This window comes from Thalassotalea ganghwensis, assembly GCF_053485795.1.
The window spans coordinates 21,939-39,143 of the sequence record NZ_JBQRUM010000012.1 but is presented as its reverse complement, the minus strand read 5'-3'; the positions used below and the strand labels follow the sequence as shown (position 1 = coordinate 39,143).

Annotated in this window: 15 protein-coding genes; 10 read left to right on the top strand and 5 right to left on the bottom strand. The window is 38.5% G+C overall.

What is annotated here, in order from left to right; genetic code table 11:
- From yidD to rpmH, 3 genes are read right to left on the bottom strand one after another with little or no spacing between them, the layout of a single operon-like run.
- Window positions 1-249 carry a membrane protein insertion efficiency factor YidD gene (gene yidD / locus ACSLUH_RS12900; RefSeq protein ID WP_448567619.1) on the bottom strand — a complete coding sequence of 83 codons (249 nt, stop codon included), beginning with the start codon at window positions 247-249 and terminating at the stop codon, window positions 1-3.
- Window positions 216-572, bottom strand: a complete 357-nt coding sequence (rnpA, locus tag ACSLUH_RS12895; RefSeq protein ID WP_448567617.1) for a ribonuclease P protein component — start codon at window positions 570-572, stop codon at window positions 216-218. The genes yidD and rnpA overlap by 34 nt, the downstream gene beginning before the upstream one ends.
- 36 nt (window positions 573-608) lie before the next feature.
- The gene (gene rpmH, locus ACSLUH_RS12890) at window positions 609-743 is read right to left on the bottom strand and encodes a 50S ribosomal protein L34 (protein WP_011045771.1); all 135 of its coding nucleotides are present in this window, start codon (window positions 741-743) and stop codon (window positions 609-611) included.
- Window positions 744-1,185: 442 nt separating this feature from the next.
- Here rpmH and dnaA point away from each other — a divergent pair, with 442 nt between their 5' ends.
- The 6 genes from dnaA to glyS all read left to right on the top strand — a co-directional run bounded on the left by dnaA (window position 1,186) and on the right by glyS (window position 10,361).
- Window positions 1,186-2,541 carry a chromosomal replication initiator protein DnaA gene (gene dnaA / locus ACSLUH_RS12885; RefSeq protein ID WP_448567615.1) on the top strand — a complete coding sequence of 452 codons (1,356 nt, stop codon included), beginning with the start codon at window positions 1,186-1,188 and terminating at the stop codon, window positions 2,539-2,541.
- A gap of 31 nt (window positions 2,542-2,572) precedes the next feature.
- Entirely contained in the window at window positions 2,573-3,676 is a 1,104-nt protein-coding gene (gene dnaN / locus ACSLUH_RS12880) for a DNA polymerase III subunit beta (protein WP_448567613.1), read from the top strand.
- Window positions 3,677-3,679: 3 nt separating this feature from the next.
- Entirely contained in the window at window positions 3,680-4,768 is a 1,089-nt protein-coding gene (gene recF / locus ACSLUH_RS12875) for a DNA replication/repair protein RecF (RefSeq protein WP_448567611.1), read from the top strand.
- A gap of 10 nt (window positions 4,769-4,778) precedes the next feature.
- A complete protein-coding gene (gene gyrB / locus ACSLUH_RS12870; RefSeq protein WP_448567609.1) occupies window positions 4,779-7,220 on the top strand; it encodes a DNA topoisomerase (ATP-hydrolyzing) subunit B in 2,442 nt (813 codons plus the stop codon).
- Window positions 7,221-7,375: 155 nt separating this feature from the next.
- Window positions 7,376-8,290, top strand: a complete 915-nt coding sequence (gene glyQ / locus ACSLUH_RS12865) for a glycine--tRNA ligase subunit alpha (RefSeq protein WP_448567607.1) — start codon at window positions 7,376-7,378, stop codon at window positions 8,288-8,290.
- Between the two features lies 1 nt (window position 8,291).
- Window positions 8,292-10,361: a glycine--tRNA ligase subunit beta gene (gene glyS / locus ACSLUH_RS12860; protein WP_448567605.1), complete on the top strand. Its 2,070-nt coding sequence runs from the start codon at window positions 8,292-8,294 to the stop codon at window positions 10,359-10,361.
- Window positions 10,362-10,420: 59 nt separating this feature from the next.
- Here the strand turns inward: glyS and tusA are convergent, their stop codons facing one another.
- Window positions 10,421-10,663, bottom strand: a complete 243-nt coding sequence (gene tusA / locus ACSLUH_RS12855) for a sulfurtransferase TusA (protein WP_448567603.1) — start codon at window positions 10,661-10,663, stop codon at window positions 10,421-10,423.
- Between the two features lie 82 nt (window positions 10,664-10,745).
- The gene (locus ACSLUH_RS12850; protein WP_448567601.1) at window positions 10,746-11,597 is read right to left on the bottom strand and encodes an SPOR domain-containing protein; all 852 of its coding nucleotides are present in this window, start codon (window positions 11,595-11,597) and stop codon (window positions 10,746-10,748) included.
- Between the two features lie 185 nt (window positions 11,598-11,782).
- Between ACSLUH_RS12850 and ACSLUH_RS12845 the strand changes: the two genes are divergently transcribed.
- The 4 genes from ACSLUH_RS12845 to ACSLUH_RS12830 all read left to right on the top strand — a co-directional run bounded on the left by ACSLUH_RS12845 (window position 11,783) and on the right by ACSLUH_RS12830 (window position 17,187).
- Window positions 11,783-13,705 (top strand): transglycosylase SLT domain-containing protein, encoded by a 1,923-nt coding sequence (locus ACSLUH_RS12845; RefSeq protein WP_448567599.1) that lies wholly within the window; start codon window positions 11,783-11,785, stop codon window positions 13,703-13,705.
- A 64-nt stretch (window positions 13,706-13,769) separates the two neighbouring features.
- Window positions 13,770-15,092 carry a Xaa-Pro dipeptidase gene (gene pepQ, locus ACSLUH_RS12840; RefSeq protein WP_448567597.1) on the top strand — a complete coding sequence of 441 codons (1,323 nt, stop codon included), beginning with the start codon at window positions 13,770-13,772 and terminating at the stop codon, window positions 15,090-15,092.
- Window positions 15,093-15,103: 11 nt separating this feature from the next.
- Entirely contained in the window at window positions 15,104-15,715 is a 612-nt protein-coding gene (locus tag ACSLUH_RS12835; protein ID WP_448567595.1) for a YigZ family protein, read from the top strand.
- Between the two features lie 80 nt (window positions 15,716-15,795).
- Window positions 15,796-17,187, top strand: coding sequence for a TrkH family potassium uptake protein (locus tag ACSLUH_RS12830; RefSeq protein WP_448567798.1), 1,392 nt, complete (start codon window positions 15,796-15,798; stop codon window positions 17,185-17,187).
- Window positions 17,188-17,205: the final 18 nt, after the last annotated feature.

Sequence of the window (17,205 nt, the reverse complement as noted above, 5' to 3'; positions counted from 1 at the left end):
TTACTTCTCTTTTTTTATTGGTGGTACGGGATCATCTCCACCCGCATTAAGTGGATGGCATTTTAATATACGTTTGCTTGCTAACCAACTACCTTTTAGTACGCCAAACCGATTAATTGCTTCAATAGCATAAGTTGAGCATGTTGGTGTGAACCGACAATTGTTGCCAAGGAGCGGGCTAATATAGCGTTGATAGCATTTAATTACGGCTATGACTAACGATTGTATCGTTGAATTATTTTTCGCCATAATTTTTCTATTTGGTGTCGAATTTGTTCATTATCAAGTTGATCGATACCTGATTTTACTAAAACAACGATATCTATATTCGGCAGTTTATGTTGATTAAGACGAAAACTTTCGCGAGTGATGCGTTTTATTCTGTTTCGCTGTACGGCAAGTTTGACGCGTTTTTTGGCGATGGTGAGTCCTAACCGACTGTTTTCTGCTGGAACTTTAGTCGTTAGTAAAGTGAAGTGTTGAGAACTAAAACGAACGGGATCAGAAAAAACCCCTTTAAAATGAACGGGAGTCAACAAGCGTGACTCCCGTTTAAATTTTTGAGTAACCATATTGGCTACCTATTCTTACGTTATTAAGGTAAGAAATTATGCACTAAGTCTAGCGCGACCTTTTGCACGACGACGTGCAATTACAGCACGGCCATTTTTTGTAGCCATACGAGCACGGAAGCCATGGTTGCGCTTACGTTTTAATACACTAGGTTGAAATGTTCTTTTCATTACGCTAATCCGTCGGTTGTTGTTGCCCTGGCAAAACAGCCGTTTTGAGCACACTGGGTCTAAAAAAGAGCGCGAATTTTAAATTCAATTTACTTTGATGTCAATATAAGTTCTAGTTTATTTTCCGTGGATCGTCACAGGATCCTTTTGTGATCGATTAAATATCCACAGTTTTTTAACAATAGTAGGTGATGGATAATAAAACAAGCTAATAATTTGCATTGTTTTTAGTTAATTTTCATACTGTCAAATTATGATTTAGATTTATTTTGACCAACAAAAATAACGCTTAGAACAAATTATTTAGAAAAAAGGTGCGCTATTTTTAATGTCAATATTGATGTTGTGGATAAGTAAGTAGATAATAGAGCGATTGATAATAACAATAGATCAACAGCAGCTTTCTTTTTTGTATCTTTTTGCTGTTTTTAGGAGCATTTGCTTGGATCATTCGCTGTGGCAACGATGCCTGTCAGTTTTACAAGAAGAGTTACCCGCGCAACAGTTTAGTATGTGGATTCGTCCACTACAGTGTGTTGTATCCGATAATATTATGACGCTTTACGCGCCGAACCGTTTCGTTTTGGATTGGGTACGAGATAAGTATGTAAACCGCATTAATGAATTAGTATCAATGGATGACAGTGGTGATCCACCGTTATTGAGGTTCGATGTGGGTAGCTTACCTAACGCTAAGGTGAGTAATGTAAAAAACACTGTTCCTGTGCGAGCCACTAAAGAAAGTAGCAATCACGAACCTGAAACTAATTTACCTAAAACGACTAATGTTCGCGTTAAGTACACTTTCGATAACTTTGTCGAAGGTAAATCAAATCAACTTGCTAGAGCTGCCGCTTCTCAAGTAGCTGATAACCCTGGGAATGCCTACAATCCATTGTTTATTTATGGTGGAACTGGGCTCGGTAAAACTCACTTACTTCATGCGGTAGGTAACGGTATTTTGTTAAACAAGCCAAATGCAAAGATTGCTTATATGCATTCAGAGCGATTTGTTCAAGATATGGTTAAGGCACTACAAAATAACGCGATTGAAAAATTTAAGCAGTACTATCGTTCTGTTGATGCTCTGTTGATAGATGATATCCAATTTTTTGCGAATAAAGAGCGAACACAAGAAGAATTTTTTCATACATTTAATGCGTTGCTAGAAGGTAATCAACAAATTATCTTAACGAGTGACCGTTATCCTAAAGAAATTGATGGTGTTGAAGATAGGTTAAAATCTCGCTTCGGTTGGGGATTAACCATTGCCATTGAACCTCCAGAGTTAGAAACTCGTGTAGCGATATTGAAGCGTAAAGCCCAAGAAAGTCATATTAATCTTGCTGATGAAGTCGCGTTTTTTATAGCAAAACGATTGCGTTCGAACGTAAGGGAGTTAGAAGGGGCATTAAATCGCGTGATTGCTAATGCAAATTTTACTGGTCGCCCCATCACAATTGACTTCGTAAAAGAGGCATTAAGGGATTTGTTGGCTCTACAGGATAAATTAGTGACTATCGATAATATTCAACGTACAGTAGCTGAATATTATAAGATTAAAGTTGCTGATCTACTTTCTAAGCGACGCAACAGATCTGTTGCTCGACCAAGGCAAATAGCTATGGCATTATCTAAGGAACTAACCAATCATAGTTTACCTGAAATTGGTGATGCTTTTGGTGGTAGAGATCATACTACTGTGTTACATGCTTGTAGAAAGGTTAAAGATTTAAGAGAAGAATCGTTAGACATAAAAGAAGATTATTCGAACTTAACAAGGACGCTTTCGTCTTAGTTTTTATGGCACTAATAAAATAGGGTTAACAATGAAGTTTTCAATTAATAGAGAATTATTACTAAAGCCATTATTACTTGTTTCAGGGGCAGTAGAAAGAAAAAGCACCTTACCAATATTGGGTAATGTATTATTCGATGTAAGTGAGCAGTCACTTACTATGACAGCTACAGATCTTGAATTAGAAATGGTGTCATATGCTGGCATTGAAAACTTAGCGGAAAGCGGAAAAATAACAGTTCCTGCCCGTAAATTGTTAGATATTTGTAAAGGCTTACCAGAGGGTGCCCTTATCACCGTTGAAACTGATGGTGACGCAATAAAGATCACCTCAAACCGCAGTAAGTATTCTTTATCAACACTCCCAGCGCATGACTTTCCTAATATCGAAGAGTGGAAAGGTGATGTTGAGTTTAAGTTAAGAAAAATCGATTTGTTAAGGTTAATTGAAAGTACCCATTTTTCGATGGCGAACCAAGATGTACGTTATTATTTAAATGGTATGTCGATTGAAACTGAAGGAAAAGAAATTCGTTCTGTTGCTACTGATGGTCATCGGTTAGCTATTTGTAAAATTTCTAATGAACAACTCAACTTACCCAATAGACAAGTTATTGTTCCCCGAAAAGCTATTTTAGAGATTATTCGTTTGTTAGATCCAGTAGAAGAAGAAGTTCAGGTGTTTCTTGGTTCTAACCACATTCGCATAATCGATAAAGAATTTTCTTTTACCAGTAAATTGGTAGATGGTCGTTTTCCTGATTATCGTCGAGTTCTACCTAGAAATGGAGATAAGGTACTGCTAACAAACAAAGACGATTTAAGACAGTTGCTTTCGCGTGCGTCTATTTTGTCTAACGAAAAGTTTAAAGGTGTAAGACTTAACTTTAACCAAAGCGACCTAAAAATTACCGCCAATAATCCCGAACAAGAGCAAGCAGAAGAAATTTTGGAAATCGACTTCCCTTATGAAGAAGTAGAAATCGGTTTTAACGTTAATTACGTTCTTGATGTGTTGAACGCTATAAAAGATTCTAACGTTAAGTTTACCTTGTCTGACGCGAATAGCTCCGTCGTTATTGAAGGTGAAGAATCTAACGAAGCGCTTTATGTTGTTATGCCGATGCGTTTGTAATGGATGAGTATCAGTAAACTTACGTTCAATAACTTTAGAAATCTAGAAAACACAACGTTAACACTGCACTCTGATATTAATTTTTTTGTTGGAGATAATGGTAGTGGAAAAAGTAGTTTTTTAGAAACGCTTTTTTATTTGGGGCACGGCAAATCATATAGAACTGGTAGATACGAAGTTCTAATTAAGCATGAAGAAAAACAGTTTATTGTTAGTGCGCTTAATGATGATGGTAAGCGGTTTGGCGTCGGTCGTTACCTAGATAGTAATGATGTTGATATCAGGATTAATGGAGTTAAGTTTAACAAACTTTCTGATTTGGTTAAAAATATAGCCGTTCAAATTATTACACCAGAAAGTTTTGGTTTGTTTGCCGGTGGACCAAAAGAGAGAAGAAAGTTTGTAGATTTAGGAATGTTTCACGTGAAACATCAATTTCAAGAACAATGGAAAAATTTTGCTAAAGTATTAAAGCAAAGAAATGCATGTTTAAGGCAAAGTTACTCTAATGACCAGCTAAAATTTTGGAATGACAAGTTCTGTGAAGCCAGCAAACAGATTGCATCGTTAAGAAACGAATACTTAACTGAGCTAAAAGAAGAGTTGATTAATTGGCTTCAATTACTGATTCCTAATTTGGAACCAGAAATTAGCATCGTTTATTTGCAAGGATGGAACAGTAAAAAAGAGTTGGCAGAGATAATAGAATCGAATTTGATACGAGAAAGGGAACGGGGATTTTCTTTATACGGAGCACATCGTTTTGACGTTAGGTTCCATTATAAAGGGAAAGCGATAGAAAGTTTCTTTTCAAGAGGTCAACAAAAGCTGTTTTTACTCGCATTAACTTTTGCGCAAAGCAAGTTAATAGAAAAAGTTAAGCGAGTAAAGCCAGTTTTGCTCATAGATGATATTGGAGCAGAACTTGATGATAGATCAAGAACTGCATTCTATAACGCTATTAGTACGTTAGATTGTCAGTTGTTTATTACTGCAATTGATGAGCAGGCTTTAAAACCAATTATTCCTAACGATAATAATTATTATATGTTTCACGTGAAACATGGAAAAATTTCAGAAATAAGTAAGTAGGCTAAACGCTATGACAACAGAAAATGAATACGGCTCGTCAAGTATTAAAGTACTAAAAGGTCTTGATGCAGTAAGAAAAAGACCAGGCATGTATATCGGAGATACGGACGATGGTACCGGTTTACATCATATGGTTTTTGAGGTTTTAGATAACTCTATAGATGAGGCTTTAGCTGGTCATTGTAATGATATCGTTGTGAAAATTCACTTAGATGGTTCTGTATCTGTCAGAGATGATGGTCGAGGTATTCCTACAGAACTTCACCCAGAAGAAGGTGTATCGGCAGCGGAAGTCATCATGACCGTACTTCATGCTGGTGGTAAGTTTGGTGGTGAAGACTCAGGTTACAAAGTGTCTGGTGGTTTACATGGTGTTGGTATTTCTGTTGTAAATGCCTTGAGTAGTAAACTTAAACTCAATATTCGTCGCGATGGTAAGCTTCATGAACAGTTTTACCATATAGGTGTACCTGAAGAACCACTAAAGGTGGTAGGAGAAAGTGACAAAACAGGTACTGAAGTTCGTTTTTGGCCAAGTGAAGAAATCTTTTCTGATGTAACATTTCATTATGATTTGTTAGTTAAACGTATTCGTGAACTTTCATTCTTAAACTCTGGTGTATCAATCAAACTTATTGATGAACGAGAAGAAGGCAAAGAAGACCACTTTCATTTTGAAGGGGGCATTCAAGCCTTTGTTGAATACCTTAACACTAACAAAACGCCAGTAAATGAAGAGATATTTTACTTTGACTTAGTCAGAGATGATGGCATTGTTGTTGAAGTAGCAATGCAATGGAATGATGGTTTCCAAGAAAACATTCATTGTTTTACCAATAACATCCCGCAAAGAGATGGTGGTACTCACCTTAGTGGTTTTAGAACGGCGTTAACTCGTACGTTAAATAGCTACATGGTGAAGGAAGGGTTAAATAAATCTAAGAAAGGTGGTGCAGAAACTAGTGCTTCTGGTGACGATGCGCGAGAAGGTCTAACTGCAGTTATTTCGGTAAAAGTTCCAGATCCAAAATTTTCTTCACAAACAAAAGACAAGTTGGTTTCATCTGAGGTTAAAACAGCTGTTGAACAAGCGATGGGCGAAAAGCTAGGTGACTATCTATTAGAAAATCCTGGAACCGCTAAAACAATTATTATGAAAATAATTGATGCTGCTCGCGCACGAGAAGCTGCTCGAAAAGCTCGTGAAATGACGCGCAGAAAAGGTGCGTTAGATATTGCGGGATTGCCAGGCAAGTTAGCTGATTGCCAAGAAAAAGATCCGGCTTTATCTGAACTATACATTGTGGAGGGTGACTCTGCGGGTGGTTCGGCTAAGCAAGGACGTAATAGAAAGAACCAAGCAATTTTGCCTTTAAAAGGTAAAATACTAAACGTTGAAAAAGCACGTTTTGATAAAATGATATCATCTGCAGAAGTTGGTACCTTAATAACCGCATTAGGTTGCGGTATTGGTCGTGATGAATATGATCCAGACAAGCTTAGATATCACAGTATCATTATTATGACCGATGCTGATGTCGATGGTTCGCATATTCGTACGTTACTACTAACGTTCTTCTACCGTCAAATGCCAGAAATTATGGAAAGAGGCTATGTCTATATTGCACAACCTCCTTTGTATAAAGTGAAGAAAGGTAAGCAAGAACGTTATATTAAAGACGATGAAGCGTTAACGGAATACTTAACCACTTTAGCATTGGAAGGGGCTTCAATTCATGTAAATGAAGATGCGCCAGCTATTTCTGATATTGCACTGGAAAAACTTGTAAAGCAGTATCGTGATACTATGAACACGATTAAGAGACTTTCACGTCAAATACCAGCTGATATCGTTGAAAAAATGGTTTACGGTAAGGTGGTAGAGCCTCAAGATTTTTCAGACCAAACCAAAGTTACTGAGTGGTTAGATGACATATTGGAAACTTTACACAACCAAGATGGCAATGGTTCTATATACTCTGCAGAAGTTAAACATGATAATGAACGTAATGTTTACTACGCATCATTTAACGAACGTAAACACGGCATCGATAAAGTTTACACTTGTGGTTATGAGTTTATTAACTCAAAAGAATTCGCGGCAATCATTTCACTAAACAAAGCGATAAACGGTTTAATGGAAGAAGGCGCTTATGTTCAGCGTGGTGAGAAAACTAAACAAGTAAGTACTTTTGAAGAAGCCTTAACTTGGTTAATGGCGGAATCAAAACGTGGCCAATATATACAGCGTTATAAAGGTCTAGGGGAAATGAATCCAGACCAACTTTGGGAAACGACAATGGATCCGGAAACACGCCGTATGCTGCAAGTGACAATTGAAGACGCTATCGCAGCAGACCAACTGTTTAATACCCTGATGGGTGACCATGTAGAACCTAGGCGTCAATTTATTGAAAACAATGCATTAAAAGTTGAAAACTTAGATGTATAATTCACGTTAAAAGCTATGCCCGGGCATCATAAGCCCGGGTTTTTTAATTGTGATAAAAATTGAGTAAATACTCAATAATTAGCTGTAAACACTATGATTGCATTGAAGCAATCGCTATACTTAATTAATTTTTTAAAAAGATTGTACGGAATATCATGAGTACGTTTAATATCAATACGTTCCAGGGGTTAATTTTGCAGTTGCAAGATTACTGGTCACGCCAAGGTTGTGTCATTATTCAACCGTTAGATTTAGAAGTTGGCGCGGGTACTTTCCACCCCATGACATTTTTACGCTCTATTGGACCTGAACCGATGAGCAGTGCCTATGTGCAGCCTTGTCGCAGACCAACCGATGGCCGCTATGGCGAAAACCCAAACCGTTTGCAACATTACTATCAGTTCCAAGTAATGTTAAAGCCATCACCTAAAAACATCCAAGAGTTATATCTAAACTCACTTAAAGAGCTTGGTATTGATCCGTTAGTGCACGATATTCGCTTTGTAGAAGATAACTGGGAATCGCCGACTTTAGGAGCTTGGGGGTTAGGCTGGGAAGTGTGGCTAAACGGTATGGAAATTACACAGTTTACCTACTTCCAACAAGTTGGCGGTTTAGAATGCGCTCCTGTTACGGGTGAAATTACCTATGGTTTAGAACGATTGGCGATGTATATTCAAAATGTCGACAGCATCTACGACCTTGTCTGGACCGATGGTCCTATGGGTAAAGTGCTGTATGGAGATGTGTTTCATCAAAATGAAGTTGAACAATCAACGTACAATTTTGAACATGCTGATGTTGATGCTTTATTTGCATATTTCGACCAATGTGAAAAAGAAAGTGAAAAATTAATTGAGGCGGGATTAGCGTTACCTGCATACGAGCAGGTAATGAAAGCATCTCATGCATTTAATTTACTAGATGCTCGACATGCTATATCAGTAACAGAACGTCAACGCTACATCCTTAGAGTTCGTACGTTGTCTAAAGCCTGTGCACAAGCTTATTATCAAAAACGCGAAGAATTAGGGTTCCCCCTATGCAAGCAAGAGTCAGTTGGGGAATAAAATGATCCAAGATACTTTATTAATAGAGCTAGGTACTGAAGAATTACCGCCTAAATCACTAAAAAATCTAGCAACGACATTCTATCAACAGATTAAAATGCAGTTAGACGACGCAGGGTTAAGTTATCAAGACATGACCTGGTTTGCGACGCCAAGACGCCTTGCCGTTAAAGTCATTGATATAATCGAAAAGCAAGAAGATAAAACCATAGAGAAACGTGGACCAGCCATCAATGTTGCCTTTGATGAACAAGGTACGCCAAGTAAAGCTGCTTTAGGGTGGGCTACATCAAATGGTATTACAATTGAACAAGCAGAGAGATTAGTTACCGATAAGGGAGAATGGTTGTTGCATAAGGCATTACAGCCAGGTAAAACCGTATCTGAATTGCTCCCTGAAATTGTTAATCAAGCTATTGCAAAACTACCGATTCCTAAGCCAATGCGTTGGGGAAGTGGTCGCACCCAGTTCATAAGACCTGTGCATACGTTAACAATGATGTATGGTGACAATATCATTACAGGTGAAACCTTGGGCGTGAGTTCCAATAACCTTGTTCAAGGTCATCGTTTTCATCATCATGGTCTTATAGCGCTAAATCATGCCAATGATTATGAAGAAAAGCTGTTAGAAGCCTATGTTGATGTTAATTATCAATCTAGACAAGACAAAATTATTGAAGCGGTGAACAAAGCTGCTGACGAACTCAATGGTGTTGCACTGATCGACCAAGAGCTTCTTGAAGAGGTTACCTCGTTAGTTGAATGGCCGGTTGTTTTAGTGGGTAGCTTTGATGAAGCATTTTTACAAGTTCCCGCAGAACCACTTATTTACTCAATGAAGGACCATCAAAAGTATTTTCCTGTCCAAGATAAGCAAGGCAACTTACTAAACAAATTTATTTTTGTGACTAATATCGAAAGTAAAGATCCGACTAAAGTGATTTTAGGTAACGAAAAAGTTATTCGTCCTAGATTAGCTGATGCTGAGTTTTTCTTTAAAACGGATAAGAAGCAGACACTAGAATCTCGCTTAGCAAGTTTAGCGTCGGTTTTATTTCAAAAGCAATTAGGCACGTTAAAAGATAAATCAGAGCGAATTGCGATGATCAGTGAGTTTGTCGCTGGCCAACAAAATGAAGATAAGTATCAAGCTTACCGAGCCGGTTTGTTAAGTAAAACTGATTTAATGTCTGAGATGGTATTAGAGTTCCCACAGGTACAGGGTACGATGGGTAAGTATTATGCACTTAATGATCAAGAAGACACTGAGGTTGCACAAGCTTTAGAAGATCAATATCGTCCAAGATATGCTGGTGATGCTTTACCTGAAGCTAATATTGGTTGCGCTGTCGCGATTGCTGATAAAGTCGATACTTTAGTTGGTATATTTGGTATTAATCAACCACCAAAAGGTGATAAAGACCCGTTTGCCTTGCGACGAGCAGCTATCGGTCTTTTGCGTATTATTATTGAAAAGCAATTAGACCTAGATTTAGAGGTGCTAATCGATAAAAGCATTGAATGTTATGGTAACAAATTAAGTAACCCAGATACCAAAGTTCAAGTGCTAGATTTTATTTTTGCTCGCTATAAAGCTCACTATCAAGAGCAGGGCATTGCCATTGATGTTATTCAAGCCGTATTAGAAAATGCGCCTTCACAGCCTCTAGATTTTGAAAAACGAATTAAAGCAGTAAATCATTTTAAATCGTTAACTGAATCTGAAACCCTTGCTGCAGCGAATAAGCGGGTAGGTAATATTCTAGCGAAATTTGAAGGCCAATTGTTTAGTGGTTTTGACCTTGCTATTGCTAATGAAGCACCGGAGTTAGCGTTGGCTGAGACTTTTTCTCAACTTAAAGGTGAATTAGCACCGTTAATGGCAGAAAAAGATTATCAATCCGCATTAACCTTGCTATCACAGTTGAAACAACCAATTGACACTTTCTTTGATAATGTCATGGTTATGGCAGACGATGAACAGATTAAAATTAATCGCCTAACTTTATTGAATGATATTAGAAATAGCTTTTTAGCAATTGCCGATATTTCGGTTTTGCAAAAATAAGTTCATAACTGAACTTGGAAAGTTAAAACGTAAAAAAGAGAAGCAATTGCTTCTCTTTTTTATAACCCTTTGATAATAAGATAGCGAAATGGCCGGTTATTTGTATCACTACAAATAAGTTGGTGTTCCATAAACTCGCAAAAACTTGGTATGTCACGCGTTGTCGCGGGGTCATCTGCTAACACCAGTAGTGAATCTCCATCGTTAAGTTCGCGAATCTTCTTTCTGATCATCATAACTGGCTCTGGGCATCTTAACGATATCGTATCCAAAATATGATCTGCGCTGTCGAAATCTACCATTTCTATAAGACGTAACTATTGATAAAAAGGCTATTTTAGCGATAAGCGACTAGGTAAACAATCCCGTACTAAAATGAGGTGATTAATAGCGCTTTAAAAGATGGTCGATAGCGATACTTTTAAGATTTTTACTTGCTGTATTAGCGTCGTCTTTTGAATTAAACGGCATACTAACGACACGAAAGAGTTTATCTGTAAATTCAATAGATATGTTTAAATCCAAATTCAGCTTTGAAACTTTTGATAAAAATGATTCTGCATTGGCTCGTTGAGTAAAAGCTCCAAATTGAATACGCCAACGTTGTTGCTCGTTTGAAGGCGATACTTCCATGTTAGGTTGTCGAGAAATGGTACTAATATCTTCGCTTTTCTTAAGTGATGGGGTTAGTATCTTTTCTGGTTTACTGGTAACTACTGTGGCAGGTGAATGGCTGGAAAACTGATAACTAACGCCGACAAAAATAGCATGGTGGTTTGCTAACTGCTGTCCTTGAAAAAAAGAGTGATGACCTACTTTTAATTTCCAATTAGGTGCTAGCTGCATGTCCGCTCCTATTTTAATATAGGGCGAAATTTTATTTTGTTCTACCAAAGCAGGATTACTAGCATCAAAAGTGTAACTGAAACCGCCAGAAACACTTAAGGTAATGTCGTTGTGGTATGGTTTAAATAAGGTGCCACCTAAGTTTAAAAGTTTAACATCGCCTGTTTGAACTAGGGAGTTATCATATTTTTTTAATTGTCCAGTAGAGACCAGTTGACCTTCGAAAGCTAAGTTATCTTCGAATTGCCATTGATAACCAATACCTACACCGAAATGTGAATCTTGCTGACTATTTTTAATTACACTAACATCGACTGAATGTCGGTTTATATTGGCGTTGGCAATAACGCTTATAATTAAACTTAAACACACTAGACAATATTTAAACATTGATTGGCTTTTCAATAAATGATGGCACGATAGTAGCGTTATTTTGAGTAAATATAAATAGATAGCGCTGAGTCACCGTTTAACCATTGCATTAGTAAATATGGTTTAGTAAAAATTACCGCTAAACTCCTTGCTTTGAACTATTAGCCCTAATAACCTTAGAGGAGCAGCAAAAAAAAGGTGGTATGATGAATCTTAGATTAACTGTATTGTTAATGTTATCTTTGGCTTGGTATTCTTTTTCAGCCCTAGCAAATACAGAGACTTCAATATTAAGAGAAAAATTTAAGCAGGCAGATAAACTCGTTTGGCGTTCAACATCTGAAGAGTATCAACGTCTGTATAATGAGTTGCATTTCTACCCGCTGCAACCCTATTTAGATCTCAAGCGCTTAATGTATCGAATCAAATTAAGTGATCACAATGAAATAGCAAAATTTTTAACGACTTACGAAAACACGCCTTTAGATTGGCCATTAAGAAAAAAATGGCTGGAATATTTGGCGAAACGCAATAATAAAAGTTTATTTGTCACCTTTTATCGACCAACATCCGACGCTGAACTAACCTGTTTGAACTATCGGTATCAATTAGAGTTGGGGGCAAATGAGGCTGATATTTTACCGAGCGTAACACCACTTTGGGTGGTTGGGAGATCACAACCTAAAGCGTGTGATCCACTATTTACGCAATGGCAAAAAGCAGGCTACAGAACCAATGAGGTAGTTTGGCAACGATTAAGTAAGGCGGCTGATGGTGGCAGTCATACCTTGATCCCATATCTAACAAGTTTACTTCCAAATGAGCAACGTTACTTAGGTGAACTTTGGCATAAAGTTCGGCGAGATCCTTCGTATGTAACCAAGCTATCGAGATTCCCGAACAAATCGCTAAAAGAAGCACAAATATACCTTTATGGGATTAAGCGATTTATTTGGCGAGACCAAAATAGGGCATTGGCATCTTTTGAAAAAGCTCAGCAGGCGTTTGGTTTTAGCGAAGAACAAGTGCAGAGTGTAGCCCCCAAGTTTGCCTTAGCATTAGCAAGTAAAAAGCATGACAAAGCCTCTATATGGCTAAAGAAAGTTGATGATAGCCATTTAAATGAACAACTTATTCAATGGCGAATAGCCGATGTTTTGCGATTGCAAGATTGGCCGACGATTAAAGCTGAATTGCTGTCACTGCCAAAGTCAGAGCATGATTCATTACAATGGCGTTATTGGTATGCAAGAAGCTTATTGGAAACGGGTGAAGTTGAACAGGGTGAACAAATACTGACTGAATTGGCGCAAAGTAGACATTACTATGGCTTTTTGGCTGCAAGTGTTATCAATCAACCATTTAGTTTACAAAATCGACCAATATCTGTTGCTGAATCAGAAAAACGAGCCTTATTTAAGCATTTGGCGGGCAAAAGGGCTTTTGAGTTATTTCACCTTGAGCGTTATTACCATGCGCGACTTGAATGGAACTATTGGATGACACAGCTAAACGAGCGTGAGCGCTTAGTTGCTGCAAAGCTAGCTAATGAGGCTGGGTGGTACGATAGGGCGATATTTGGATTGTCTCAGGTGGGCTATCTTGATGATGTCGATCTTAGATTTCCTCTGGCATTTAATGATGAAATTGTCTTGAATTCGAGCAAACATGCGATAAGTCCAGCATGGGCCTTTGCAATTGCTCGTCGAGAAAGCTCTTTTATGAGTGACGCTCACTCTTCGGCTGGTGCAAAGGGGTTAATGCAAGTCATGCCAGCTACCGCAAAGCAATTAACACGTCGAAAAAGAATTTCTAGTAACTACCTCCTTGATAGTGATAACAATATTAATCTAGGAACTAAATATTTAAAAAAATTACTCGATCGCCATCAAGGAAATCCGGTATTAGCCACTGCTGCCTATAATGCAGGCCCATACAGAGTTAAGCGATGGTTAGACAGCGCTGAAAGTGTCCCCGCCGATATATGGATTGAAACAATACCATTTAAAGAAACGCGTGATTACGTTAAAAGCGTTATGGCTTATCAGCAAATATATCAATATAAGGTCGGACAAACTGTTCAGATTTTTGACCAGTTAAGCAAAATGAATATATCTCAGTTGTAGTGGGATTACTGAAGTCAACTAGTCGCTATGATAGTATGTGACAAATTTATACAAGGGAGAAATAATGAGCACATTAGCGTCCTTATATCCGGCTCATATTGAAGAGCTGACTAAACGAGCAAGTAATGCATTGGCTCGAGAGAATCTTGATGCCATCGTTATCCATTCTGGCCAAGAAAAGCGTATTTTTTTAGATGACAACAGTTACCCGTTTAAAGTAAACCCTCATTTTAAACATTGGTTACCATTGGTTGATGTGCCTAATAGTTGGTTAATTATTAAAGCCAATGAAAAACCGACCTTAATTTATTACCAACCAGTTGATTTTTGGCATAAAGTTGTCGAGCTAAAAGAAGACTACTGGAATGAGTTTTTCGATATTAAGTTGTTACGTAAAGCCACTGATGTGGAAAAATTACTTCCTTATGATAAAAAAGGTTTCGCATACATTGGTGAGCATTTAGAAGTCGCCAAAGCTCTGGGTTTTGAAACCTTAAACCCAGAGCCACTGCTTAACTTTTTACATTATCACCGAGCTTATAAAACAACTTATGAGCAGGAGTGCATGCGTCAGTCAAATGCCATTGCGGTTAACGGGCATCGAGCCGCCAAGCAAGCATTTTTTGACGGTGGTAGTGAATACGAAATATTGCAAAGCTATTTGAAAGCGACTCAACATATGGAAAATGAGACGCCGTATGGCAATATTATTACCTTGAATGAGAACGCTTCAATACTGCATTACTTCACTTTAGAGAGAACACCACCGAAACAGCATCGCTCATTTTTAATTGATGCAGGGGCAAACTTTCATGGTTATGCTGCTGATATTTCGCGTGCTTATGCTTTTGAACAGAATCATTTTGCTGAGCTTATCGCGAAAATGGATGCCTTAATGTTAGATGTTGCAGAGCAATTAAAACCAGGCAGAAGTTATGTAGATGTTCATGTCTATGCCTTTGAACGTATTGCAACCTTGCTCAACGAGGTCAATTTGATCAATGTTTCTGCCGAGGATGCTATAGAGGCCGGGATTGTCGGTAAATTCTTCCCGCACGGAATTGGTCATCATTTGGGATTGCAGGTGCACGATGTTGGCGGCTTTATGGCAGATGAACGCGGTACTCATATTAAGCCACCTGAGCCTCACGTGTTTTTACGCGCTTCGAGAATGGTTGAAGCAAATCAAGTCTTTACCATAGAGCCAGGATTATATTTTATTGATTCGTTGCTCAATGAAATTAAACAATCAGCACATGCTGAAATGGTCAATTGGCAGGTTGTAGATAGTTATCGTCCATTTGGTGGCATTCGAATTGAAGACAACATCATTGTTCATCAATCTCATAATGAAAATATGACACGAGATCTTGGTTTAACCAGCTAATAGAGGATTTTGTGTCTGGTTCATATTTAGTGGCTGCGACTGAGGTTGTTGAAGAAATAATCGTCAATCGTAGCCGATTCATTTGTTACTTGGCTCCTTGTCAATCGAAAGGGCAGGCCAAAGATTTTGTTAAATCGATTCAAGAGCAGCATCCTAACGCCAACCATCATTGCTATGCGTTTGTTTGTGGAGCCCCCGACGACTCTCAACGCTATGGATTTTCTGATGATGGCGAGCCCTCTGGCACCGCTGGAAAACCAATGCTGATCGCTTTGCAAGGGAGTGAAATCGGTGAAGTTTGTGCTGTAGTTGTAAGATATTTTGGTGGAGTAAAGCTAGGCACCGGCGGTTTACAACGTGCTTATGGCGGTAGTGTCCGTCAAGCTTTAGCGTTGCTCACCACTAAAACGAAAATTCCTATGGTACATCGTACTTTAGCGTGTCAATATACGCATATTAATGATGTCCATCATATTCTAGCGAAAGTTGGTGCTAAAATAGTGTCAGAGGAATTTTTGTCTGACATTAGGTTAAAAGTAGCGCTGCCAGAGCAAGTAGTTGCAGAAGTTGCGAGTCAACTGCAAACAATGTCAGCTGGGCAAATAATATTACAAAAAGAATAAATGTAAGAAGAATTCGTTAAGTGCAAATAAAAAATATCGTTCGAATATTGGGGCTTTTGGTCACCTTGCTTAGTGTGACCATGTTACCGCCTGCATTGATATCATTGTTATATCGTGATGGTGGTGGCGTTTCTTTTTTGCTGTCATTTATTTTTTGTTTAATTGCTGGCTTACTCTTTTGGTACCCAAACCGTAATGAGCGCGGTGACTTAAAAGCACGCGAAGGGTTCTTAATCGTTGTTTTATTCTGGACGGTATTGGCGAGCTTTTCAGCGATCCCACTCTTGTTGTTGGAAACACCTAACTTATCGGTCGCTGATGCGTTCTTTGAGTCTTTTTCTGGGTTAACTACAACCGGTGCGACAATATTAACGCAAATAGATGGCTTACCCCATGCAGTGCTCTGGTATCGTCAACAACTGCAATGGTTGGGCGGTATGGGGATTATCGTATTAGCTGTTGCTGTTTTACCAATGCTAGGTATTGGTGGTATGCAGCTCTATCGAGCAGAAACCCCTGGCCCGGTTAAAGACTCAAAAATGACCCCTCGAATTGCCGATACTGCCAAACACCTTTGGTATATTTACTTAACACTCACTGTCGCTTGTACGCTAAGTTATTGGGCTGCTGGCATGACCTTGTTTGATGCTATTTGTCATGCGTTTTCTACGATAGCAATTGGTGGGTTTTCTACTCATGATGCTAGCATGGGCTATTTTAATAGTCCGCTAATTAATGCGATTTGTGTCTTTTTCTTGTTAATTGCCGGGGTGAATTTTGCGCTTCATTTTGCCGTCGTGCATAGTCGATCACTTAGAAGTTATTTTTACGATCCTGAATTTAAGGTATTTATCGCAATTCAATTGGTGCTGACGTTGATTTGTTTTGCGGTCTTGATGAGCTATGGCGTTTATCAATCAGGTTTTGATGCCTTTGATCAAGCCCTATTCCAGGCCGTTTCTATCAGTACAACTGCAGGTTTTACCACGACTTCGTTTGCAGAATGGCCAACCTTACTTCCTATCTTACTTATCTTTTCTAGTTTTATTGGTGGCTGTGCCGGCAGTACTGGCGGCGGAATGAAAGTAGTGCGTGTATTGTTGTTGTACTTGCAAGGTATTAGAGAGCTTAATAAACTTGTTCATCCTAAAGCGTTATTTTCAATAAAGCTTGGTAATAAAGCGCTACCTAACCGTGTTGTTGAGGCTATCTGGGGTTTTTTCTCCGCTTATGCTGCCGTTTTTGTTATCTGTATGCTTTTACTGCTAATGGTAGGCGTTGACGATATTACCGCCTTTACCGCAGTTGCCGCATGTTTAAATAACCTAGGCCCCGGCTTAGGTGAAGTCGCTGCAAACTTTGCTGCACTTGGCGATTTTAGTAAGTGGGTACTTATTATCGCCATGTTGTTTGGCCGACTTGAGATCTTTACCTTATTAGTGTTGTTTACCCCTGCGTTCTGGCGCTCATAATGATAAAAGGCATTTTTT